The sequence below is a fragment of the Pedobacter sp. AC190 genome (assembly GCF_979258025.1).
This window is the reverse complement of the sequence record NZ_OZ409824.1, coordinates 4,312,653-4,336,855: the sequence shown is the minus strand read 5'-3', so window position 1 is coordinate 4,336,855 and position 24,203 is coordinate 4,312,653. Positions and strand designations below refer to the sequence as shown.

General features: G+C 34.0%; 21 protein-coding genes. 13 read left to right on the top strand and 8 right to left on the bottom strand.

Annotated elements, in window-relative coordinates; genetic code table 11:
- The first annotated feature begins 101 nt into the window (after positions 1 to 101).
- The 4 genes from ACZZZI_RS19095 to ACZZZI_RS19080 all read left to right on the top strand — a co-directional run bounded on the left by ACZZZI_RS19095 (position 102) and on the right by ACZZZI_RS19080 (position 2,961).
- Positions 102 to 668 carry an RNA polymerase sigma factor gene (locus tag ACZZZI_RS19095; RefSeq protein WP_316758401.1) on the top strand — a complete coding sequence of 189 codons (567 nt, stop codon included), beginning with the start codon at positions 102 to 104 and terminating at the stop codon, positions 666 to 668.
- A gap of 8 nt (positions 669 to 676) precedes the next feature.
- A complete protein-coding gene (locus ACZZZI_RS19090) occupies positions 677 to 1,771 on the top strand; it encodes a trypsin-like peptidase domain-containing protein (protein WP_463490738.1) in 1,095 nt (364 codons plus the stop codon).
- 160 nt (positions 1,772 to 1,931) lie between these two features.
- A complete protein-coding gene (locus ACZZZI_RS19085) occupies positions 1,932 to 2,567 on the top strand; it encodes a peroxiredoxin (RefSeq protein ID WP_316758405.1) in 636 nt (211 codons plus the stop codon).
- Between the two features lie 196 nt (positions 2,568 to 2,763).
- Positions 2,764 to 2,961 (top strand): cold-shock protein, encoded by a 198-nt coding sequence (locus tag ACZZZI_RS19080; protein ID WP_316758407.1) that lies wholly within the window; start codon positions 2,764 to 2,766, stop codon positions 2,959 to 2,961.
- Between the two features lie 62 nt (positions 2,962 to 3,023).
- Here the strand turns inward: ACZZZI_RS19080 and ACZZZI_RS19075 are convergent, their stop codons facing one another.
- From ACZZZI_RS19075 to ACZZZI_RS19060, 4 genes are read right to left on the bottom strand one after another with little or no spacing between them, the layout of a single operon-like run.
- Positions 3,024 to 4,208, bottom strand: a complete 1,185-nt coding sequence (locus ACZZZI_RS19075) for a THUMP-like domain-containing protein (RefSeq protein WP_316758409.1) — start codon at positions 4,206 to 4,208, stop codon at positions 3,024 to 3,026.
- Between the two features lie 26 nt (positions 4,209 to 4,234).
- Entirely contained in the window at positions 4,235 to 5,500 is a 1,266-nt protein-coding gene (locus ACZZZI_RS19070; protein ID WP_316758410.1) for an aspartate kinase, read from the bottom strand.
- Between the two features lie 2 nt (positions 5,501 to 5,502).
- Positions 5,503 to 5,970, bottom strand: a complete 468-nt coding sequence (locus ACZZZI_RS19065) for a GNAT family N-acetyltransferase (RefSeq protein WP_316758411.1) — start codon at positions 5,968 to 5,970, stop codon at positions 5,503 to 5,505.
- Positions 5,971 to 5,980: 10 nt separating this feature from the next.
- Entirely contained in the window at positions 5,981 to 6,682 is a 702-nt protein-coding gene (locus tag ACZZZI_RS19060) for a YggS family pyridoxal phosphate-dependent enzyme (RefSeq protein WP_316758413.1), read from the bottom strand.
- Between the two features lie 70 nt (positions 6,683 to 6,752).
- On the opposite strand from ACZZZI_RS19060, the gene ACZZZI_RS19055 reads away from it, so the two are divergent.
- The 5 genes from ACZZZI_RS19055 to ACZZZI_RS19035 all read left to right on the top strand — a co-directional run bounded on the left by ACZZZI_RS19055 (position 6,753) and on the right by ACZZZI_RS19035 (position 12,509).
- On the top strand, positions 6,753 to 7,223 hold the full coding sequence (locus tag ACZZZI_RS19055) for a DUF4296 domain-containing protein (RefSeq protein WP_463490733.1): 471 nt from the start codon (positions 6,753 to 6,755) through the stop codon (positions 7,221 to 7,223).
- A gap of 4 nt (positions 7,224 to 7,227) precedes the next feature.
- Entirely contained in the window at positions 7,228 to 9,606 is a 2,379-nt protein-coding gene (locus tag ACZZZI_RS19050) for an endonuclease MutS2 (RefSeq protein ID WP_463490731.1), read from the top strand.
- Positions 9,607 to 9,679: 73 nt separating this feature from the next.
- Entirely contained in the window at positions 9,680 to 10,774 is a 1,095-nt protein-coding gene (locus ACZZZI_RS19045; RefSeq protein WP_463490729.1) for a PQQ-dependent sugar dehydrogenase, read from the top strand.
- 312 nt (positions 10,775 to 11,086) lie between these two features.
- Positions 11,087 to 11,788 carry a CoA transferase subunit A gene (locus ACZZZI_RS19040; RefSeq protein ID WP_424059079.1) on the top strand — a complete coding sequence of 234 codons (702 nt, stop codon included), beginning with the start codon at positions 11,087 to 11,089 and terminating at the stop codon, positions 11,786 to 11,788.
- Between the two features lie 58 nt (positions 11,789 to 11,846).
- Positions 11,847 to 12,509 carry a CoA transferase subunit B gene (locus ACZZZI_RS19035; protein WP_316758426.1) on the top strand — a complete coding sequence of 221 codons (663 nt, stop codon included), beginning with the start codon at positions 11,847 to 11,849 and terminating at the stop codon, positions 12,507 to 12,509.
- Positions 12,510 to 12,549: 40 nt separating this feature from the next.
- On the opposite strand, the gene ACZZZI_RS19030 is transcribed toward ACZZZI_RS19035, so the two are convergent.
- Together ACZZZI_RS19030 and ACZZZI_RS19025 are read right to left on the bottom strand one after the other, a co-directional pair.
- Positions 12,550 to 13,191: a uridine kinase family protein gene (locus tag ACZZZI_RS19030; RefSeq protein ID WP_316758937.1), complete on the bottom strand. Its 642-nt coding sequence runs from the start codon at positions 13,189 to 13,191 to the stop codon at positions 12,550 to 12,552.
- Positions 13,184 to 14,713 (bottom strand): LysM peptidoglycan-binding domain-containing protein, encoded by a 1,530-nt coding sequence (locus ACZZZI_RS19025; RefSeq protein WP_463490727.1) that lies wholly within the window; start codon positions 14,711 to 14,713, stop codon positions 13,184 to 13,186. The genes ACZZZI_RS19030 and ACZZZI_RS19025 overlap by 8 nt, the downstream gene beginning before the upstream one ends.
- 280 nt (positions 14,714 to 14,993) lie before the next feature.
- Between ACZZZI_RS19025 and ACZZZI_RS19020 the strand changes: the two genes are divergently transcribed.
- The 3 genes from ACZZZI_RS19020 to ACZZZI_RS19010 all read left to right on the top strand — a co-directional run bounded on the left by ACZZZI_RS19020 (position 14,994) and on the right by ACZZZI_RS19010 (position 19,885).
- A complete protein-coding gene (locus ACZZZI_RS19020; protein ID WP_316758430.1) occupies positions 14,994 to 15,473 on the top strand; it encodes a Dps family protein in 480 nt (159 codons plus the stop codon).
- 98 nt (positions 15,474 to 15,571) lie between these two features.
- Positions 15,572 to 17,407: a UbiD family decarboxylase gene (locus tag ACZZZI_RS19015; RefSeq protein ID WP_463490724.1), complete on the top strand. Its 1,836-nt coding sequence runs from the start codon at positions 15,572 to 15,574 to the stop codon at positions 17,405 to 17,407.
- A 132-nt stretch (positions 17,408 to 17,539) separates the two neighbouring features.
- The gene (locus ACZZZI_RS19010) at positions 17,540 to 19,885 is read left to right on the top strand and encodes a hypothetical protein (protein WP_463490722.1); all 2,346 of its coding nucleotides are present in this window, start codon (positions 17,540 to 17,542) and stop codon (positions 19,883 to 19,885) included.
- A gap of 46 nt (positions 19,886 to 19,931) precedes the next feature.
- Here ACZZZI_RS19010 and ACZZZI_RS19005 read toward each other — a convergent pair whose 3' ends face one another.
- Together ACZZZI_RS19005 and ACZZZI_RS19000 are read right to left on the bottom strand one after the other, a co-directional pair.
- On the bottom strand, positions 19,932 to 21,449 hold the full coding sequence (locus ACZZZI_RS19005; protein ID WP_463490720.1) for an OmpP1/FadL family transporter: 1,518 nt from the start codon (positions 21,447 to 21,449) through the stop codon (positions 19,932 to 19,934).
- Between the two features lie 26 nt (positions 21,450 to 21,475).
- Positions 21,476 to 22,471, bottom strand: a complete 996-nt coding sequence (locus ACZZZI_RS19000) for a hypothetical protein (protein WP_344764216.1) — start codon at positions 22,469 to 22,471, stop codon at positions 21,476 to 21,478.
- A 187-nt stretch (positions 22,472 to 22,658) separates the two neighbouring features.
- Between ACZZZI_RS19000 and proS the strand changes: the two genes are divergently transcribed.
- A complete protein-coding gene (proS, locus tag ACZZZI_RS18995) occupies positions 22,659 to 24,131 on the top strand; it encodes a proline--tRNA ligase (RefSeq protein WP_463490717.1) in 1,473 nt (490 codons plus the stop codon).
- Positions 24,132 to 24,203 lie beyond the last annotated feature (72 nt).

Here is a 24,203-nt window from a genome sequence, read left to right as displayed (position 1 = left end):
GTTACTGTTTTAATGTGGATAGTATTAATGGATTGTTAATAGCTATAAATATTTTTTTTATCTAATATTGGGTTACTATTTACAGAAAAACGTATTAATTGGTGAATAACGGTTTAAAGAGTTCAGTTACAACAGATAGAGAGTTTATTTTAGGTATTCTAAATAACTCCAGTGATACACTTAATAAGTTATATAAAGAATATTTTGCGATGGTTTTGCAATTTATCCTTAATAATAATGGTAATGAAGATGATGCGAAAGACGTTTATCAAGAAGCTATAATTATTTTATATAATAAAGTTAAAGAAGGAAATTTTGAACTGAGCAGTAAGTTAAAAACGTATATATATTCAGTTTGTCGGCGAATTTGGTTAAAGAAATTAACGCATAACAGTAAGAAGACTGGAAATATAACGGATTATGAAGATATACTTATTGTAGATGAAGATGTAGAGCATCATGAAGAGAAAGATGCAGCGTTTGTTAAAATGCAGTCTGCTTTAGAACATCTCGGAGAGCCATGCAAAACCATTATTCAGGATTTTTATATTAATAATTTATCCATGCAGGATATTTGTGAAAAGTTTGGTTACACCAATACGGATAACGCAAAAACACAAAAATATAAGTGCCTGCAAAGGTTAAAGAAAATATTTTTTCAACACTAATAATTGAAATGAGAAACGATTTGGAGTTAGATGCAATTATTGAAGATTATCTGTTAGGTAAACTTAACCCGCAAGAAAATGAGGCTTTTGAACAGTTACGTCGTAATGATGCAGCTATAGATCATAAAGTGGTATCTCACAAGGTTTTTCTGCACACTATGGAGGAATACGCTCAACAATTGCTTTTAAAAGAGCAGTTAGAAAGTATTCATGCTGAGATAGATGTTGAAACTTTAGCCTCTGAGTTGGGGCCACACCCTTCCCGTGTTGTGCAGTTATGGCGTAGACATAGATCTGCAATCGCTGTAGCGGCTTCATTTATAGTTTTATCGTTTGTATCTATTTATTCGATACAACATAATAGCCAACAGGCCGATAAATTTGTGCAGTTAAGTAAAAACGTAACAAATGCGGTAAAAACACAAAATAATTTAATCAGGAAAATAAGTACCAATAATTTACCATCAAATAAGCAATCTAATCCTGGTAATTTTGGCGGTACGGGTTTTGCTGTTTCTACAAACGGATATATCGCAACCAATTTGCATGTTATTAATGATGCAGATTCTGTATTTATTCAAAATTCTACAGGAGAATCTTTTAAAGTTAAAGTTGTATTGAAAGATCCTGAATATGATATTGCTATTTTGAAAATCGACGACAAGAATTTTAAAAACTTAGCGGCATTACCTTATACAATTAAAAGAAACAGCACTGGTGTGGGCGAAAACGTTTACACTTGGGGTTATCCGAAAGATGATGCTGTTTTAGGTGAAGGTTATGTAAGTTCGAAAAGTGGTTTTATTGGTGATACAACTCAATATCAAGTTGCTATTCCTTTAAACCCAGGTAATAGTGGTGGCCCTTTGCTAGATAATAACGGTAATATAGTTGGGATCATTAGTGGGAAGGAAACTTCTGCAGAAGGTGCTTCGTTCGCTATTAAATCGAAATATATTTTAGAAGCCATGAGAGCAATTCCTCAAGATTCGATGGGTAAGAAATTATCTGTAAATAAGAAAAGTGTTCTCTCAGGTATGAAACGTGCTAAACAAATCGAAAAACTTCAGGATTACGTATTCATGATTAAAGTTTATAATTAATTTACCCAAACAAATTAATATGCTAAAAACCTTGTTGGCCAAAACCTTCAAGGTTTTTTTTATGTTTTTATAATATCTAGGTCTAAATAATATATTGTCTATGTATTTACTATACAATTTATTAAATTTGTTTTAATCAACTTAAATTAGAAATATTATTATGAGCATAAGATTAGGTGATACCGCACCAAATTTCCAGTCGAATACCTCAATTGGCGAGATTGATTTTTATGAATACTTAGGCGATAGCTGGGGTGTACTTTTTTCTCACCCTGCAGATTATACTCCAGTTTGTACAACCGAACTTGGGCGTACAGCTGCGTTAAAAGGCGAATTTGAAAAACGCAATGTAAAAGTATTAGCAATAAGTGTAGATTCTGCTGAATCGCACAAGGGCTGGATAAACGATATTAATGAAACTCAAAACACTTCTGTTGAGTTTCCGATTATTGCAGATCCCGATAAAACTGTTGCAAACCTTTACGATATGATTCATCCAAATGCATCAGAAACATTAACTGTAAGATCTTTGTTCGTGATTAGTCCAGACAAAAAGGTTAAGTTAATTATAACTTATCCAGCCTCAACAGGAAGAAATTTTAACGAAGTGTTAAGGGTTATAGATTCGCTACAATTAACAGCAAACTATAGCGTTGCAACTCCAGCTGATTGGAAAGATGGTGAAGATGTTATCGTTGTAAATAGTATTAAAACTGAAGATATACCTTCGAAATTTCCGAAAGGACATAAAATTATTAAGCCATATTTGAGAACTACTCCTCAGCCGAATAAATAAGTGATAAAAACAAATATATTACAGTAGTTTATGGCTAAATCAATTGTAATATATCTGTAAATTATTATATTTGATAGTTTTGTTTCTGAATTAGCGCTTATTCTGATTGTTTAGTTGATTAAATTTTCAATTGGTTGTAGAAAAGTTAGAAACAGAGCGATAAGGGTTTAATTTTTTATATATTTTTATTTTTTTTATGGCTACGGGAAAAGTTAAGTGGTTTAATACAGAAAAGGGCTTTGGATTTATTGTTCAAGAAGACAATAAAGATTTATTTGTACATTTTAAAGACGTTTTAGGCGGAATTGATAGTCTAAAAGAAAACGATCAGGTTGAATTTGAAGTAGCTGAAGGCAAAAAAGGTTTACAAGCAGTAAACGTTAAGAAAGTTTAAGCGATATTGATATTATTGTACATCCCTAAAAAAGCTTTCTGGTTATATATCAGAAAGCTTTTTTAATAATGCTGCAAAATTTCAGCCCTTATTATAATATTTTCTTCCTTGCTATTTTTAGTGAAAATTAAAAACTGTGTATTATCACTTTTAATTTTAAATTTTTTGACCAGTTCTTCTGCTTTACCAGGATAATTTCTGACGATAACATTACCAACCAAAGATTTTTGTTTCTTCAAATCTCCAGATGATACTATTTCATTAATTTTAAATATTCTCCCAGGAAACTTTACATCAATATTTTCGGAGATATAAAGTTGGGTTTGGTGATGAAGCTTTTGCAAACGATATCTGTTTCCGATTAAATTGAAAGCCCCAGATTTTAATAGCGCTGCATCAGGCTCGTATAAGTAGTTACAGGAATTAATTTCTTGAGCTAAATAAGTGGATGAATTTATTTCTGATTTTAAAAAGCTGAAAAGCTTCGTTTCTTCGTTAATTGCTGCAGCGGTAATTTTAAGTTCTCCAGAAAAATCTTTGTCAATTATCCAAAGTAATTCTTTGCATTCGTTTTTTACACTAACAATATGGATTTCGCTAACAAATTTTAATTCTTGTAAACCAGCAGTTAAATCGAGTAGAGGTGCCGTTTTAATAATAATTCGATCTGATTTATCAAGCAGCTCATCAAGGCTACTAACCACATCAGGCGTACAATCTTTAAGCATGAAAACCTTTCCTTTTGCTGCTCTTCGGGCTGGATCGATGAAAATATTGTCAAATTTAATTTTACTTTTTTTGATATACTCTAAGCCATCTATAGCTTTAAAATCAATATTCTTTGCTTTTAGAACCTGAGCATTTGATCTGGCGATTTCAGACAATTCGGCATTAATTTCGCAATGTATAACCTGATCTAAAACTTTAGCGAAGTAGAAAGAATCTATTCCAAATCCGCCAGTTAAATCGACTAGATTTTTACCTTTAGTTAATTGAGATTTGTATTTTGCTGTAACTTCTGATGAAGTTTGTTCAATAGACAAAGTAGGAGGGAAATAAATTCCTTCTGCGTTATACCAGGTAGGTAGTTTTTTTTCTGATTTCTTTTTAGCTGAAATTTGATTTGCCAATTCAGCGGAGCTTACAGTAGAAAATGGACTTTTAGCCAAAGCAATTTCATTCGAATCGGTATTTAAATGCGTAACAATATAATCTTGTACAGCTTGATCTAAAATACTTTTGTTCATCCTAAAATCTAATTGTATGAAAACTTTTATGCTTTGTTTTTCATCACCATTTGGCAAGTATGTCGGCTTTTTACTTCCAGCAAGATATCTTTATCAACCGTAACTCGATCTATTGTCTGCTGGTTGTAGTAGCGAATTGTTACCAGTTCCAAACCTTTATTGTATTTAACTGTAAACTGATTTGATAATGATTCGATAAGTTTTTTAACTTTTTCTTCATTATCATCCACACTTACTGAAAAACTGATGGCAGAATTTAACATCGTATTGATTTTAATGCGATGCTGATGAAAAAGCTCGAATATATTGCTCAGATTTTCTTCAATAATAAAAGAATAATCTTTTGGGAAAATAGAGATCAGGGCTTGATTAACCTTAAAGATAAATGATGGGACAGGTAATGGATTACTATCTTTGGTAATGGCGGTTCCGCTGCCTTCTGGTTGGATAAAAGAACGTACAAAAAGCGGAATGCCTTTGTTTTGAAGCGGTTTTATTGTTTTTGGATGAATAACCGTTGCACCGTAATAAGTAAGTTCAATAGCATCATGATAAGATAATTGAGGTATTTTTTCAGTTTCATCAAACCATTTTGGGTCTGCGTTTAAAACACCAGGAACATCTTTCCAAATGGTTAAGGCAGCAGCATTTAGGCATGATGCAAATATTGCTGCAGAATAATCAGAGCCTTCTCTTCCTAAAGTTGTAGTGTAGTTCTCACTCGTTCCACCGATAAAACCTTGTGTTACGATAATATTTTTAGCTATTAAAGGCACCATTTCTTTTTGGATAATTTGATTGGTTTTTTCCCAATCTACTTTTCCTTCGCGATACGTGTTATCAGTTTGGATGTAATTTCTTGCATCAACCCAAAGTGCTTTGTTGTTGGTTTCGTTTAGCCAGGCAGCGACAATTTTAGTGGATACAACTTCGCCGATCGAAACAATTTGATCATAAATATAATCTGAGTTACTATCGGGTTCATCTTCAATTAACCAATCAATTTCGACAAAGGTATTAGCAACCTCATTATAAACTGGGTTTGCATTACCTTGAAATAATTCTTCGATAATGTTAAAGTGAAAGTGTTTTATCTCATCGAAAATAGCATGAGTATCATCGCTTTGTGAAAGATATGCTTTTGTAAGCTCTTCTAATTTATTTGTTATTTTGCCCATTGCCGAAATCACAATCAGCAATTCGCCTTTCTTGTAATCACGAACAATATTGGCAAGATTTTTTACCCCATCAGCATCTTTAACAGAAGCACCACCAAACTTAAAAATATCCATATCTAAAATGCCTTAATCTGCTCTTTTGAAAAAGATGCATTTAGCCAGCCTTTTTCTAATTGTGCTTTGTATTTGTTATAAAAGTTAATTGCTGGTTCATTCCAATCCAAAACCTGCCAAACCATACCACTATAATTTCCTTTTTTGGTTTCTTCTATTACTTTTTCGAAAAGTACTTTGCCAACGCCTCTTCCTCTATATTCCTCTGTTACGATGAAATCTTCGAGGTATAATCTACAGCCTTTCCATGTAGAATAACGTGTATAATAAAGCGCAAAACCCACGATATTTTGATCAACTTCTGCTACAAATGCTTTCCAAACGGGATTTTCGCCAAAACCAGCATCAATGAAGTGTGCTAGCGTTACGGTAACTTCTTCTGGAGCACGTTCGTAAACAGCAAGTTCATTAATTAATTCTAATATTCTTGGGCAATCTGCGGCAGTTGCAGTTCTTATTTCTAAGTTCATTTTTTGTTAATTAATTAGCCGTAATATTGGCTTTGAAATGTTTGATAACTCTTTTTCCGAAAATTCCACTACCAATTCTAACCATGGTACTGCCTTCTTCAATCGCCAATTTATAATCAGCGCTCATGCCTGTCGAGATTTCTTTAAAGTTTTCATCGTTAGGGAAAAAACTAGCTTTAATGCCATCGAAAAGAACTTGTAATTCTTTAAATTCGATGGTTATTTGCTTTTCGTTTTTAGTATTTGTAGCTATGGCCATTAAACCTACAATGCGAATATTATTTAACGATTCGTATTCCTCTGAGCGCAAAAGCTCTATCACTTCATCAAAGCCTAATCCAAATTTAGTATCTTCTTCGGCAATATAAACCTGTATTAAACAATCAATAATGCGTTTGTTTTTTGCTGCTTGCTTGTTAATTTCCTGTAGTAATTTCAGGCTATCAACGCCATGAATTAAAGAAACGAAAGGTGCTATATATTTAACTTTATTGGTTTGTAAATGACCAATCATGTGCCATTCGATGTCGTTTGGGAGTTCGGCATGTTTATCAACCAATTCTTGAACATGATTTTCTCCAAAAATTCGTTGTCCTGCGTTATAGGCTTCTAAAATGGCTTCGTTAGTTTGCGTTTTAGAAACCGCAATTAATTTAACTCCATCAGATTCTACTTCGCTTTTATATTGTTTAAGATTATCAGCTATGCTCATTTATAACTATTTTTGCGTAAAATTAATAACCTTGTCGCAATTTGGGCAAAAAATAATATTTTAATTAATAATGAGAAGATTAATATGGGCTTTAGCAGCAACAATAATGTTGTTTGGTTGTAAGCCTAAAATACCTAAAGACATAATTGCACCTGATAAAATGCAGAAAATTTTATACGACATACATGTTGCTGATGGTTATATTTCGACGATATTACTGCCAGATTCATCAAAAAAAGTTGCTGCTGCTTACTATAAAGGTATTTACAAGAAATTTGAAATAGATTCTACTCAATACAATAAGAGTATGGATTACTATTATGCACATCCTAAAGATTTAGATAAGATTTACAAAAACATATCTAAAACATTAGAATCGCAGAAAAAGACGCTTGAAAAAGTTGATTCTCTACAAAAGGCAAAAATAGAAAAAGTTAAAGCAGACAAAGAGAAGTTGAAGAAAACTAAAGATTCATTAAAAAAAAATCCATCAAAATTAAAGCAGGCTCCTGTAGGATTAAAACAAGCTCCTACAATTTAATAATATGTTATATCCCGAAAATTGTTTAGAGCGTTTAGGCTTTATAGAAATCAGGCAGCTAATTAGTAAGCATTGTTTAAGTCCGATGGGGCAAAACATGGTGCAGAAAATGCAGGTGATGAATCGTTTCGATCAGATTGATAAATTTCTTAAACAAACAAATGAGTTTAAGAGTATTATTCAAAATCAGGAACCATTACAAATTAATACTTTTTTTGACCTCAAATCTTTAATTGAAAAAATTAGAGTAGAAGGTACTTATTTATTGGAAGACGAATGGTTTCAGATTTATACTTCTTTACAAACTGTTTTTTCCGTTTTAAGGTTTTTCGAAGAAAGAGCAGAGGTTTATCCAACGCTTGAAGCTTTATTTGAACACTTACCGATTGAAAAAAATATCCTAAGGAAAATTGAAAATGTTATAGATGCTAAAGGTAAAATTAAACCAAACGCATCAAAAGAATTACAAGAAATTACGGCTTCTATTTCAAAAACGGAACAAGATGTACGTAAGCGGATGGATTCTATTTACAAGCAGGCAATTGCAAATAACTGGGTTGCCGATGGTAGCTTAACTATTCGTGATGGAAGGATGTGTATCCCTGTTTTAGCAGAAAATAAGCGTAAACTGAAAGGATTTGTTCATGATGAATCGGCAACTGGCCAAACCGTTTATATAGAGCCAGAAGAAGTTTTTACCTTAAACAATAAGCTTCGCGATTTAGAATTTGATAAACGAAGGGAGATTATTAAAATTCTGATTGCTTTAACGGATGAATTAAGACCATATTCTCCTCTATTATTGTCTTATCACGGTTTCCTTACAAAGTTAGATTTTGTAAGAGCCAAAGCTATGTTTGCGATTGATATCGAGGCAGAAATGCCAGGTTTGCTTAAAGAGCCAAAAACAAAGTTGATTAATGCAAGGCATCCATTATTATTACTTTCATTTGCTGCAGAAAAGAAAACCGTTACGCCATTAAATATTCATATTGATGCTTCAACTAGGGTAGTTTTAGTATCTGGTCCAAATGCTGGTGGTAAATCTGTTTGTATGAAAACAGTTGGTTTACTTCAGATTATGCTACAAACGGGATTATTAATTCCTGTTGATGCAAATAGCGAGGTTGGTATTTTTGAAAATATTTTTGCAGATATCGGCGATGATCAGTCTATTGAGAGCGATTTAAGTACTTACAGTGCACATTTAAAAAAGATGCGATATTTTGTTGAACATGCTTCGCCAAAAACTATGGTTTTAATAGATGAGTTTGGTACTGGAACCGATCCGCAATTTGGTGGCCCCATGGCTGAAGCTGTTTTAGAGGTTTTGAATAACAAAAAAGTTAGAGGTGTAATTACTACGCACTATTCGAACCTTAAGCTTTTTGCCGGTAATACCGAAGGTTTGGAAAATGCCTCTATGCTTTTTGATAACTCGAAAATGAAGCCACTTTACATTTTAGAGATGGGTAAGCCAGGTAGTTCTTATGCTTTTGAAATTGCTCAGAATATTGGTTTGCCTAAAGAAGTTATCGAATTGGCCCGAAAGAAAACTGGCTCTAACCAAAATCGGGTTGATACAATGCTTGTTGATTTAGAACGTGAAAAAAAGACTATTTACGATACTAAAGTTAGTTTGGCAAACCAGCAAAATAAAGCCAAAAATTTGGTTGCTGAAAATGAAAAATTACGAGCCTTTTTAGATGAAAATCGTAGAGTTTTAATAAAGGAAGCTAAGCAAGAAGCACAAGCCATTATAAAAAATGCGAATAAACTGGTAGAAAATACAATTGCAGAAATTAAAGAGAAACAAGCCGATAAAGCAGTTACAAAAGAGCTTAGACAAAATCTTCAGCAAGAATTAGTCAAAAATACAATCCCAAAAGAGAAACCTAAACCAGTACCGGTTGTGGTAGGTAGCGAAATAGCCATTGGCGATTGGGTTAAGTTTACCGATAGCGAAACAACAGCTTTGGTATTGGAAATAAATCGCAATGAGCTGGTTCTGGCAATTGGCGATTTGCGTTCGAATGTGAAAAAGAACCGAGTACAGAAAATCAGTAATAAAGAGGCTAAAAAAGTTGCTCAAAGTACAAGCAGTTCGTTTGCTGGGCGTATGAATGAAGCTGTTTCAGGTTTTAAGGCAGAGCTGGATTTAAGAGGAAAACGTACTGAAGATGCTTTATTTGAAGTGGAAAAATATTTAGACAAAGCCATAATGCTTGGTTTTCCGTCAATAAAATTAATTCATGGTAAGGGCGATGGAATCTTAAGAAAAATGATTCGAGAGTATTTGCGCAAATACAGTCAGGTTAACAGGATGGAAGATGAACATGCAGATCGGGGAGGAGATGGAATAACTTATGTTTATTTGAATTAAAAAAAAGCATAATATTCTCATTCGCTATAAAACTAAATAGCTGAAACATTGTTATTTAGAAAACCTTACGATTATGAAAGCAATTATTACAGGCATTTTTGTGTTGTTAATGTTTACAACCTGCAAGAAAAATAAAAGTGATGATAATGGTGATGGCACAGGAAATTTGCCTGATGTTGAATTAAAGAATAGAGTAGTTGTGGCAGGCTTAACTCTTCCATGGGGAATGGTTTACGGTCCAGATAACTTTATTTGGTTTACCGAAAAGAGTGGAAAAATAAGTCGATTAAATCCAACATCTGGACAAATAACACCTCTTTTAACAATATCAGAAGTACGTGTTAATGGAGAAGGAGGATTATTAGGAATTGCTTTAAATCCTGATTTTTCTGCCAATCCATGGGTTTATGTTGCTTATAATTATGGAAGTAATTACAGAGAAAAAATTGTGCGTTACACTTATTCTGGAGGCACACTAAATAGCCCTATAATAATTTTAGATCAAATAGGTGCATCTTCCGTTCATAATGGCTCGAGATTGCTCATTAGCGGTGGCAAACTTTTTGTTTCAACAGGAGATGCCTCTGATCAAACTACTCCACAGAATATAAATTCTACCTCGGGTAAAATTTTAAGAGTAAATTTAGATGGAACGATTCCTACTGATAACCCATATCCAAATAATCCTTTATGGTCTTACGGACACCGCAATCCGCAAGGATTGGTTCAAGTGGGAAATAAGATTTTTTCCTCAGAACATGGACCAGACTCTGATGACGAAATCAACATTATTGAAAAAGGCAGAAATTACGGCTGGCCAAACATTAAAGGTTTTTGTGATGAAGCTGGTGAACAATCTTTTTGTTCGGCAAATAATATTGCTGTTCCTTTAATTGTTTGGACACCAACAATTGCACCAAGCGGAATGGCCTTTTACAACTCAGATTACATCCCTCAATTTAAAAATTCGTTATTACTTGCTGTATTAAAGAATACTAAATTAATGCAGCTAAAGCTGGATGCTGCACAAACGAAAATTGAGGGAACAAAAGATTTTTATGTAAATACCTACGGCAGAATGAGAGATGTTTGTATTTCGCCCGAAGGTAAAATATATGTTTGTACCAGTAACGGAAGTGACGATAAAATTATAGAGATATCTAAATAGTTATTTTTTACTCCGTCCAGGACATTTTTTACAACGTTTGCCTTTTTTATATTTTTCGCAACATTTTTTGTGTTCTGCTGTACAGCTTAAAATAAAACCCATTCCTTTTTGAAATTCTGGATCTGTTGGAATAATAAAATCCTCGTTATCTCTTTCGTTAAACATCTGATTACAAAGGTAATGTTATTTAGATCAATTTCAAATAAATATTCTTGAAAGGTGTTTTTCAATTAGATAACGCTTAAATCTGGCTAAAGTTTTATAAAGCTATATGCTTTATGTATTTTAGCATCCTAACCAAAAATTCATAAAATGATAAATAAAGTTGTATCAGGAGCCGAAGAAGCTATCCGAGATATATCTGATGGCGCTACAATTATGTTAGGCGGTTTCGGTCTTTGTGGCATTCCCGAAAATTGTATAAATGCTTTGGTTGATAAGAAAACCAAAAATTTAACCTGCATTTCTAATAATGCTGGAGTAGATGATTTTGGTATTGGCTTAATGTTAAAACAACGCCAGGTAAAAAAAATGATTTCTTCTTATGTTGGCGAAAATGCTGAATTTGAAAGACAGCTTTTAAGTGGTGAACTGGAGGTTGATTTAATTCCGCAAGGTACATTAGCAACCCGATGCTTGGCAGCAGGGTATGGAATGCCAGCTATTTTTACACCTGCGGGTGTGGGCACGGAAGTGGCCGAGGGAAAAGAAGTTCGCAATTTTGACGGGAAAGACTATTTAATGGAGTATGCTTTCGATGCAGATTTTGCTATCGTAAAAGCCTGGAAAGGGGATAGCGCTGGAAATCTTGTGTTCCGTTCTACAAGTCGGAATTTTAATCCAATAATGGCAATGGCGGGAAAAGTAACAATTGCAGAAGTTGAGGAATTGGTTGAAGTGGGCTCATTAGACCCAGACCATATTCATACACCTGGAATTTATGTACATCGAATTTTTCAGGGAAAAGATTATGAAAAGCGAATCGAACAAAGAACAGTAAGAAAAGCTGATTAGTTCCCGAATTCATCACAATTCAATCACACAAAATTCATTAATGCGATCATTTTAATTTATGGCATTTTCAAAAGAAGAAATAGCACAACGTATTGCTAAAGAAATAAAAGATGGTTACTATGTTAACCTGGGTATCGGTATACCAACATTAGTGGCTAATTACATCCCAAAGGGAATAAATATTGTTTTACAATCTGAAAATGGTTTGCTTGGTATGGGACCTTTCCCTTTTGAGGGAGAAGAAGATGCCGATTTAATTAATGCAGGAAAGCAAACTATAACCACATTACCAGGTTCGTCGATTTTTGATTCGGCCATGAGTTTTGGGATGATTAGAGCACAAAAGGTGGATCTGACTATTCTCGGTGCAATGGAAGTTTCAGAAAACGGGGATATCGCCAATTGGAAAATTCCTGGTAAAATGGTGAAGGGGATGGGCGGTGCAATGGATTTAGTTGCATCAGCAAAAAATATAATTGTAGCAATGCAGCACGTTAATAAAGCTGGCGAAAGTAAGTTATTGCCAAAATGTACTTTGCCTTTAACAGGTGTTAATTGTATCAAGAAAATAGTTACTGAATTAGCCGTTTTAGATGTTTTGCCTGAAGGTGGTTTTAAATTGCTAGAACGTGCGCCTGGAGTAAGTGTCGAATTTATTAAACAATCTACGCTCGGAAGATTAGTTGTAGAAGGTGATATTCCAGAAATGCGACTAGATTAAGGGTTGATAAAAAAAAGGAAGGCTTAAGCCTTCCTTTTTGTTATATATCTTTTAAAACTGTATTTCTTAGTTCTACAGAAATTTCTTCAGTTATCGCAATAATTTCTTCTGCCTCGTTAGTATTGTTAACAACAATTTTATGGCATTGTTCTTTATAAGGCAATAGATATTCTTTATACGCAGGCAAAACATGATTATGCCATTTGTATAAAACATCTTCTTCAGGATAGCCACGTTCTAAACCATCACGTTTTATACGTCTGTCTAAAGCTATTTCCTCATCAGCATCAACAAAAATCATGTGATCTAGAAGTGCGGCAATTTCTTTAAAGTGAAGAATGAAAAGTCCTTCAACAATAATAATCGGAGCCGATTTAATCTCCAGAATTTTAACAACTGCCAGAGGGTTATTGAAGTTGTATTCTTTTTTGTAAACAACCTCTCCATCAAGCAGTTGCTTAATGTCTTTCAAAAATTGCTGACTATCAATTGTAGAAGGTAAATCAAAATTGTAAAGCTTGTTTTCCTCCTGAGACATTTCGCCAGCTGGGATGTAATAATCATCCTGAGAAACAAGTGTTACCTCATCTTGTTTAAAATGATGAAGGAAACAGTTTAAAAAAAAAGTCTTGCCCGAGCCACTTCCCCCAGCAATTCCAATTATAAATGGTTTTTTATTCAAGCTCATGCACACCGTACGTTAAATTGCAAAAAAATCTTTTGTCTAAAGCACCCAATGAATCGGCTACAGCTTTAGTCATTACAATTATAACATCTTTTGTGGATTCGTTCTCAGTAAATTTACCAACAACTTTAGCCAATGCGGTACGGTTGGTCATTGGATTGGTTAATTTAATAATGGTTCCAATAGGTGCAGTACGATGTAAAACGAGCATTTTTGAAGCATCTAAATCTGCATCAGTAATAGAAACTGCAGTTCCTTTCTCTTCCACCTGGCTCAAACCATAGCGACTTGGTGCACCACGAAGTTTCGGATCTTTAAACGAAGTACTATCTGTTTCTCCTTCTTGATCTTGCCTTGCTAATTCTGCAACCGATTTAGGTTCAGGAGCTTTTGGAATAATAAGTTTTTGTCCATTTGTAATGGTATTATCGTTTAATTTATTTGCTGTTCTTATTTGATAAGCGGTTAAATTAAATTTCTTTGCAATACTAAAAATCGATTCACCCGAATTAACAGTATAAATCTGGCTTTCTTCTTGTTGAGTTTCTTTAACAATTTTCTCGGCAACTTTTTCATTTACAACAGGTATTTCAGTCGTAATATCAGTAGGGATTTTTAAAAGCTGACCTGTGGATAATGTGTTATCCGAAAGGTTATTCATTTTTCTAATTTGATAAGCAGTTATACTATATTGTTTTGCAATATTAAAAATGCTTTCACCTTTTTTTACAGTATGTGTTCCAACTGCATCTTTTATAGCTGTTGTGCTTGCTGCCGTTTCTGTATCAGATACTATTTTATCGTGATCTATATTTTTAGTAGCAGGAATTTTTAATTTCTGGCCAATTCGAAGATTATTTCCCGAAAGATTATTTGCTTTTTTTATCTCTTCAACAGTTGTTCCGTATTTCTCGGCAATTTTACCTAAAAATTGTTTTGGCTCAACAGTATGTTCAATCATAGTTTCGCTAGCCGATGCTACAGATTCGGTAACAGGAACTACTTTTTCTTTAGCAGGTGGATTTGCAGGTGTACTTACCTGTGGTGTATTTTGAGCAATTTCACCGCTTTTTACAGGGATTTTTAAAACCTGACCAATGCTTAAATTAATACTTGTTAAATTATTTAATGCTTTTAATTCATTAATTGTTGTACCATATTTCTCAGCAAGCATATTCAAATTGTCTTTCGGTTTAACAACATGCTCAGTAACATTTGCTGTAGAAACAGTTTGTGTAGTTGTAGTATTACCTGAAGATGCAAAAGGTAGGTTTGTTGGTACTTTAACAATTACACCAATTTGAAGGTACTTATTGTCGTTATATGCCATAATTTCCTTAGGAGGAACATTATATCTTCTTCCTATAGAATAGTAAGTGTCTTTTGCAGCTGTTTGATGAACGATTAGTTTTTTACCGTTATTATTTTCAACTCCGATTGAGTCGATTACTGCGTTAGCTTTAGCACTTGCTACGTTTAAAGCAAGTAGAAGAACAGCAGTTAAGCCTATTTTATACATTTATTTTTATCTAAATTTTTTATGAGGGGTAGCAATTATACGAATAATATTATAAAAATTTTTAATCTCAGAATGAGGGAGACTAAATTTTATAAGATGATTTTGGTAAAAAGCTATCCATATTTTGTTAGTTAACAAATAGTTGCATTTATGTTAATTTATACAGCTACCTCTATTAAACGGATAGATAAAAAAGGTATTGTTTAAATTGATTTTTTAGGAAAACTTTTATGCTATATAGTTGTTTAGAAGGCATATTAATTTACTAAAACAAATAAAAATGGACGCTAAAGAAATAAGCTTAAATGAGAAAGAAGTTAAACCAGTTGTAGATCTGTTAAATGATTATTTGGCTAACTATCATATTCACTATCAAAAATTAAGAGGCTGTCATTGGAATATTAAAGGACAAAACTTTTTTACACTTCACATAAAGTTTGAAGAATTATACACGAATGCACAATTAACTATTGATGAAATTGCTGAGCGTGTTTTAACTCTTGGTAAACCACCGCATAGCCGTTTTGCTGATTATATTAAAGAATCTCAGATTAAAGAAATTGATACAATTGGGTTAAAAGATTTAGATATGGTTGATGCCATTTTAGATGACATGGCTACACTAATCGAACTAGAAAGAGACCTTTTAGAAGCTACAGATAAAGCAGGCGATGATGGTACAAACGATATGGTTAATCGCTTTATGCAGTTTAAAGAAAAAAATACCTGGATGTTGCGTTCTTTTGCAGGGAAGAAATAATCATCTACAAAATGTAAAAAGCCGCAGATATGCAGATTTTAAATCTGCATATCTGTGGCTTTTTGTTTTACAAATTAAGTAAATATATATCTTTGAGCATGGCATATAAAAGTTTAGCAGAGTGTGTAAGTGATTTAGAAAAGCATGGTCATTTGATTCGTATAAAAGAAGAGGTAGATCCATACCTTGAAATGGCTGCAATTCATTTACGTATTTATGAAAATAACGGGCCTGCCATACTTTTCGAAAATGTAAAAGGAAGCCCTTTTCCAGCAGTTTCAAATCTGTTTGGCACACTAGAACGGTCTAAATTCATTTTTCGAGATACATTGCCAAAAGTACAACAATTGGTTTCGTTGCGTAACGACCCAATGAAAGCCTTAAAGAACCCGTTTAAATATGTTGGCTCAGCAATGTCTGCTTTATCGGCTTTGCCATTAAAAACACCGTCAGCAAAAAATAATTTTTTACAAACTTCGATTAGTAAACTCCCTCAAATTGTAAACTGGCCAATGGATGGTGGTCCTTTTGTAACAATGCCACAAGTTTACACCGAAGATGTAGATAAACCAGGTGTTTTAAATGCGAACCTGGGGATGTACAGAATTCAGCTCGGTGGAAATGAATATGTACAGGATAAAGAAATTGGATTGCATTACCAAATTCATCGTGGAATAGGCGTTCATCAATCAAAAGCAAATGCTTTAGGCATTCCATTAAAGGTGAGTATTTTTGTTGGCGGTCCCCCGTCACATCCTTTAGCAGCAGTTATGCCCTTGCCTGAAGGATTATCTGAAATGACTTTTGCAGGGGCTTTGGGCGATAGAAGGTTTAGGTATTTTTATGATGATGAAGGTTTCTGCATCTCTGCTGATGCCGATTTTATTATTACGGGTACAGTCCATCCTAATGAAAATAAACCAGAAGGACCATTTGGCGACCATTTAGGTTATTATAGTTTAACGCATCCTTTTCCGTTGATGAAGGTTCATAACGTCTATCATAAAAAAGATGCAATCTGGTCTTTCACAGTGGTTGGCCGCCCACCGCAAGAAGATACCAGTTTTGGTGCTTTAATTCATGAAATTACAGGTTCTGCAATTCCGCAGGAAATACATGGGTTAAAAGAAGTTCACGCGGTTGATGCGGCTGGCGTACATCCTTTGCTGTTTGCAATAGGTAGCGAGCGTTATACTCCGTATCTAAAAGAACGCAGACCACAAGAAATTTTAACAATCGCCAATCATATTTTGGGTAAAAATCAACTGAGCTTAGCTAAGTATCTATTTATCGCAGCTAAGGAGGATGATGAAAGCTTAAGTACTCATAATATTGAAAACTTTTTACAACATGTTTTAGAAAGAATAGATTTTAAAACGGATTTACATTTTTATACTAACACAACAATTGATACTTTAGATTACAGTGGAGATGGATTAAACAGTGGTTCTAAAGTTGTGGTAGCTGCAGCAGGAGAAAAAAAGAGAACACTTTGGGATAAACTACCAGAAAATTTAAACTTTCCTGATGGATTTACAACCCCCCAAATAGCCATATCTGGTATATTTACTTTACAAGCCGAGCCTTATAAAAACGCTGAAAAAACTGCTGCAGAAATTGCATCATTAAATATATCATTGATTGATTCTGATTTATCAGGTTTGCCATTAATAATACTTTGTGATGATTCGAGTTTTACAGCACAGAATATTAACAATTTAGTTTGGGTAACTTTTACCAGAAGTAATCCAGCGGCTGATATATATGGTATTAATGATTTTACAAACAACAAACACTGGGGATGTAAAGGTTCTTTAATTATTGATGCAAGGAAAAAGCCCCATCATGCGCCAGAATTGCTTAAAAATGAAGCAGTCGAACAAAAAATTGATGAAATGAAAAAGGAGGGTGGATCGTTGTTCGGTTTGATTTAGTTTGATATTTGAAATAATATTTTGATTTTTAAGGACATCTATATCAAAATGTCCCGACCAAAACTGAAGTTTGTTTTTAATTTATTTTTGCTGATTGTCTGTTCAACTAATCTGAAAGCTCAGATTACGAAAATGGATAGTGTTGCAAATAACTTAACTAACTATGCTTCTAAAAATAAATCTTCCGAACTCTTTATTCATTTCGATAAGAATATTTACACCAATAACGATCAGGTTTGGTTTACGGGTTATATGCTTAAAACCATTACAAGCTTAGAGCGATATAACACCTTATATTTATCTTTAATTAGTAACCAGGATAGCGCAGTAGTTGTTCATCAAAAATTCCTAATTGATAAAGGTTATGTTTTTGGAAGCATGACTTTGCCAGATTCTATTCAAAGTGGAAATTACAGGTTTGTTGCCAGTACAAACATTAAGTTAAATGGGAAACCCGATGTCCAATTTTTTCAGCCAGTAACGATTAAGTCAACAACAATAAATCCATTAGTTGCAAATTTATCGTTATTTAAAGCAAACGACGAGCAAACAGGAAATGGTTCTATTCTGCTAAAAGCTTTATCAAGCGATAATCGTTTTATTTCTGATGCAGATGTAACTTATACTATTGGACGAAATTCTAATATTTTAAAAACTGGGAAAGCCAAAACGAGCATAATTGGCGAACTGATGATTGATTATCCAGCAGGTAAAATTAATGAGGATAATAATGAAGTTTCAGCAATTATAAAAAAGAATAGTGAAGTTAGATACGCTAAATTCGAAATTCCATTAAAAAACACTAATCGTTACACCGTTAAATTTTATCCTGAAGGTGGATATTTAATTTCAGCAATTAAAAATAAGATAGGGTGGGAGGTTAAAAACCATGAAGGAATTCCAACTAGTGTAAAGGCTATTTTATTTGCTAACGATAAGATTTTGGATACAATTAACACAAATTCTTCGGGTATAGGAAGCTTTTCAATTAAACCTTTACAAGGCTTAAACTATAGTGTAAGATTAATCGAGACTAATAATTTAATCGGACGTTACGAACTACCTAAGCCGTTAATTAGAGGAACAAATCTTAAATTAAATACTGCTTTAGCGACAGATGAATTAAGAATGCTTGTAGAAAGTAATTTTGAAAACAAGGTATTTGTTGTTGTACATAACTTTGAAACTGTTTTTTTGTCATCTGAATTAAATTTAGAAGATAAAAAAGCAACAAGAGTATTGTTGAAATTAGACTCGGTGCCTAAGGGGCTGAACACGATAACAATTTTAGATAGTACATATAAACCAATTGCCGAACGTATATTTTTTGCTCATTACGATGATATAAGTCGTTTGCAAATTAATGCTGACAAGGATGAATATACAACCAGAGATAGTGTTAATCTGGAGTTAAAGATTCTTGGAAAAGATGGTGAACTGTTTAATGGGCTAGTTTCTATTGCGTTGGTGCAGGGAAATAGATTAACACTTGCTAATAAAAGAAATATTATTGATTATACTTTTTTAGAAAACGAATTAAATGCACTGCCTCCAAATTTGTTGGGCGTAAAATATAGCGATGTAAATTACCTGGAAGATATTTTGTTGATAAAAGGATGGCGTAAATATAAATGGCCTGAAGAAAGGGAATCAAATTCAGATTATGAAAGGCAAATTTCTGAATACGAATATTCTGGTCAGATCAGCAAAAATAAAAAGCTTTTAAATAAAGCAGTTTCAATTAATACCATTGCTGCAAATAACATCAATTCTTTTGAAACCGACAGCGTTGGACATTTTTCATTACCCGCACATGCGCTTTTAACTGAAGATAAAATTAAGGTTTGGCTTAATGTGGGTGAGAAAAATTATCTCAATTATACTGTTAAGTTAAATGATCCTTCGGTAGAAATAAAATCATATCAAAAGAATCTGAGTTATAAAGAAAACTCGGGTAAAATGAATGTAATGCCTTCTATTTCGGAGGGCATTAATTCTTTGGCTGGCATAAAATTGAATGAAGTAATAATTAAAAAAACTAAGGATAATGATATTGGATTCGCAAAAGGAACCTTTGGTGTTAACCGATGTGGAGATTATGTTTGCGTAGCTAATATATTAAATTGTCAAAATCACGGAATCGGAACTATGCCCATTAAGGGTAAAAGCTATTTTTCAAATGGAAGGACGGTTGTTTATGCGGGTTGTAGTGAAGTTGAAAGTAAACCAAATTTTGTTGTTTTAAAAAACATTAATGTGCCAAAAGAATTTTACGTTTCAGATTTAACGAATAAAAATGAACCTATAAACTTTGCAACTGTATATTGGAATTATCAATTTCAAATAAAGAAGCAAGAAAAAGTTCCTTTAAAATTTACCACAGGAGATTTAACAGGTGATTTCAGTCTAATTATACAAGGTATTTCAGGAAATGGTGTAGTTTATGGAGAAAAGACAATCAGTATTAAAAAGCCATAAAAAAAGCTCTGATTTTCATCAGAGCTTTTTACTAATATGATTTTCTTTAAAACCTAACACCAAAAGTTAAAAACACATTATCTGCGCTATTTTTTAAATTGGCTGTTGGTCCAGCACCTGTGAAATTAAAATCAGGATAATCTGAAGAAATGGTATAAGGAGAATTTGTAGAATCCCACTTTGTGTGTCTGTAAGTAACATCCAAAGAATAATTATCAAAACGGTAGCCTAAACCCCCACTATATGATTGTGTAGTAAAATCTAAATTTTTATATGGAGAGCCTGAATATGAATATCCACCTCTAACCATAAATTGATCTACAACTTTTAATTCTAAACCAGCTCTGTAGTTAAAGTTTCCTTTATAAAGAGCAGCAATATCGCGTTTGGTATTTGCATTTATAACTGCATCATTAGAAGAGAGATGAATACTGCTGTAATCAACGTATTCTACATCGGCAGTAATTAAACCGCTATTGCCCAAAATGTAAGCTGCACCACCACTTACTTTATATGGTGTTCTTAAACTATATTCAAAATTATAATTTGATAATGGATTTGTATATTCAGGAATAATTGTTCCATTTGCTCTTTTAAACTGAGTATTTAAGTTTTCAGAAAAATTATCAGTTAAACTATACCAGGTTGGTGTAGTGAAATTTAATCCTAATCTTAACTCGTTAACTGGTTTATAGATTAAACCAAGCTTAGCATTAACACCATTACCTTTTGTTTGTTGTATAGAGTTATATCCAAAACTATAAGTACCATTTAAAAAAGTAGGGTCTTGTGCTGGAAAAGATCTATTATTTCCACTTTCAGTAAATGCAATATCAGAAGTATAATTGATATTGGTTAGCCCTAATGAAACACCAAGATATAATTTGTTGCCATAATTGCCAGCCATACCAATGTTTACTTCAGATTGAGATCCTGAACGAGTAATCGTGTTCTGTTGAGAGTTATTTGTAGCGGTTGTAGGAAAATAACCAGCCGGATCATACTCTATCAAAAAATTGCTATAAGCCATATCTTCTAGCGAACCTTGAATAAGATTAGCTGGCGCAGTATTGCCTGCAATATTAGCAAAGTAATCAGCCATCGAACTGCTGGCATTTTTTCCTCCGTAAGTAATGTTCTGGTTAAAGTTATTAGTTTTGTTATAACCGATACCAAAATTTACGCTTACCCATCCATCATTAAGATTAGAACCCTTTGCTTTATTTACTGGCGAATAAAAAACGGCACCAACCTGGTTTATACCCGCTTTACTTTTCTTATCAGATAAGCTGTTACCTAAATATTCAGATCCAACTTTAAAGTTGTTGAATTCTGGCGTAAAAGTAAATTCAGATTTTGTGAAAAAACCTAATCCTGCAGGATTACCAGATAAAGAACTAATATCTCCTCCTAATGCTGTTTGTGCCCCACCTAAGCCCCTAAAACGGGCTGTTGTTCCTTGCTCAGGCTGCGAGAAACGTAATACATCGCTGGTATATTGGGCATATAAAGAATTGCTGGCAAGAACTATCCCTGCCACAATAAAAATTGATCTGAGTTTCATTTTATAGAATGTGTGTATGTGCTAAATTATCTTCCGCCGCCTCTTGTTGGTCTTCCACCGCCGCCTCCGCCGCCACTAGAGCTACCGCCACCACTACTTCCTGATGACTGAGGAGGAGGGCTATAGCTACCACGATCAGGTCTGCTAGAAGGTTGTACCTGTTGCGTTTGAGGTTGCGGTCTGTAACTATCATCTCTGGATGGTCTTGCGCCTACACGACCTTGTCCATTATTAACTGGAGCACCATTATTACCATTCGACCATCTTTCTGGTCTACCAGAATTGTTAGTAGATACTGCTGGTCTTCCATAGTTTCCACTTATACCAGAAGGTCTTGATCCATTATTTCCGTAAGAACCACGATTATCGCCATCTCTGTTTGGTCTTGGTCTGCTGTTTCTATTGGTATATGAACCACCAAAGCCGCCACCGTAGTAACCACCTCCGTATCCATAACCGCCACCATAAAATCCACCGCCCCAACCAAAACGGTCGTAGTATGAATTTATTCCCCATCCAGAATACCAAGGATTATACCCAAAATATCCATAGTTGTATGGGTTGTTCCAGATGCTACCATAGCCAAAGCCACCGCCCCAACCGAATCCACCTCCCCAGCCAAAACCACTATTCCATCCTAAGCCGTATCCGTTATTCCAGCCACCTGCGCCGTAACCTAAAAAGTTTGTATTTCCGTAACTATTGCCGTAATAATAATTATCGTAGTAAGGATCGTAATACCCTCTCCAACTATATCCATTAGAAAAGCGACTTATTCTGGAAGAATAGTCCATATCGTAATATGGATTACTGGTTCCATAATATTCGTCATATTCCTGGTCGTTTTGGGCATATTGTTGTTGCTGTGGGGCAGGAGCACGGTATTCTACTTCTCTTGCTTTAGCCACAGTGTTGTAAACATCATCATTAGCATTGCTTTGAGCCAATTTTGATGTCGAACATGAAGCAACCAACCCAGCGGCTGCTATCATTACGATGGGTAAAAATTTAATTGGTTTCATTGTGTTTATAATTAGTTGTGTGTGTTAAATTTTAATAAAAACATTTTTAAAAAATGTTAAAACCTTTAATAATTATCGTTTTCAAATTAATGACTTGAGTTGATAATCGTTTTGTAGGCATAAATTTATAAATTTGTGGCTTAATTTCACATTATTTAACATACAATTTACGTTCCAAATACATAACATGAGCAAAGAAATTACAAGCAGAGCAGCAGATTATTCACAATGGTACAATGATATCGTAATAAAGGCCGATTTAGCAGAGCATTCTGCCGTACGTGGTTGTATGGTTATTAAGCCGAATGGTTACGCAATATGGGAAAAAATGCAGGCCGTTTTAGATAAAATGTTTAAAGATACTGGTCATCAAAATGCTTACTTTCCTTTGTTCATCCCTAAGTCATTTTTTTCTAAAGAAGCATCTCATGTAGAGGGCTTTGCAACAGAGTGTGCAGTTGTAACTCACTATCGTTTAAAAAATGATGGAAATGGTAATATTGTTGTTGATGAAACTGCAAAATTGGAAGAAGAGCTAATTGTTCGTCCAACTTCTGAAACCATTATTTGGAATACTTATAGAGGGTGGATTCAGTCGTATCGCGATTTGCCAATTTTAATTAATCAGTGGGCTAATGTTGTTCGTTGGGAAATGCGTACACGATTATTTCTACGTACTGCTGAGTTTTTATGGCAGGAAGGACATACTGCCCATGCCACCTCTCAAGAGGCTATTGAAGAAACAGAACGTATGCTTCATATTTATGCAGATTTTGCCGAAAACTGGCTAGCAGTTCCTGTAATTCGCGGTAAAAAAACTGCTAACGAACGTTTTGCTGGCGCATTAGATACTTATTGTATTGAAGCTTTAATGCAAGATGGTAAAGCATTACAAGCTGGAACTTCGCACTTTTTAGGGCAAAATTTTGCTAAAGCATTTGATGTTAAATTTACAGGTAAGGATGGAAAATTAGATCATGTTTGGGCTTCTTCATGGGGCGTTTCTACTCGTTTAATGGGGGCTTTAATTATGGCGCACAGCGATGATTCTGGTTTAATTATCCCACCTAAATTAGCGCCAATACAAGTTGTAATTGTTCCTATTTACAGAGGAGATGAGGATTTAGCCAAAATTACAGCTTATGTTAACGAATTAACGATGAGGTTGAAAGGCTTAGGCGTTTCGGTTAAATATGATGATAGAGATACACAACGCCCTGGATTTAAGTTTGCAGATTATGAATTAAAAGGTGTTCCTGTTCGTATTGCTATTGGAGGCCGGGATCTAGAAAATAAAACAGTAGAAATAGCTCGTAGAGATACAAAATTAAAACAAACCGTACCACAAGAGGGATTGGATATTTACATTGTTAAATTGTTGGAAGATATTCAAACCGCTATGTTTAATAAAGCTTTAGCTTATAGAGATGAACATATCACTGAGGCAAATAGTTATGAAGAGTTTAAAACTTTGCTTGATGAAAAAGCAGGTTTCATATCTGCCCATTGGGATGGAACGCCAGAAACCGAGCAAAAAATAAAAGAAGAAACTAAGGCTACCATTCGTTGTATTCCGTTAGATAATAAACTGGAAGATGGTGTTTGCATTTATTCAGGTAAACCTTCAATTCAACGCGTATTATTTGCCCGAGCTTACTAGATTTTAGAAAAGCATTAGTATAATTTTTAACCATCTTTCGCTAAAAAAGAGCTGGTTTTTTAGCTCCATAAA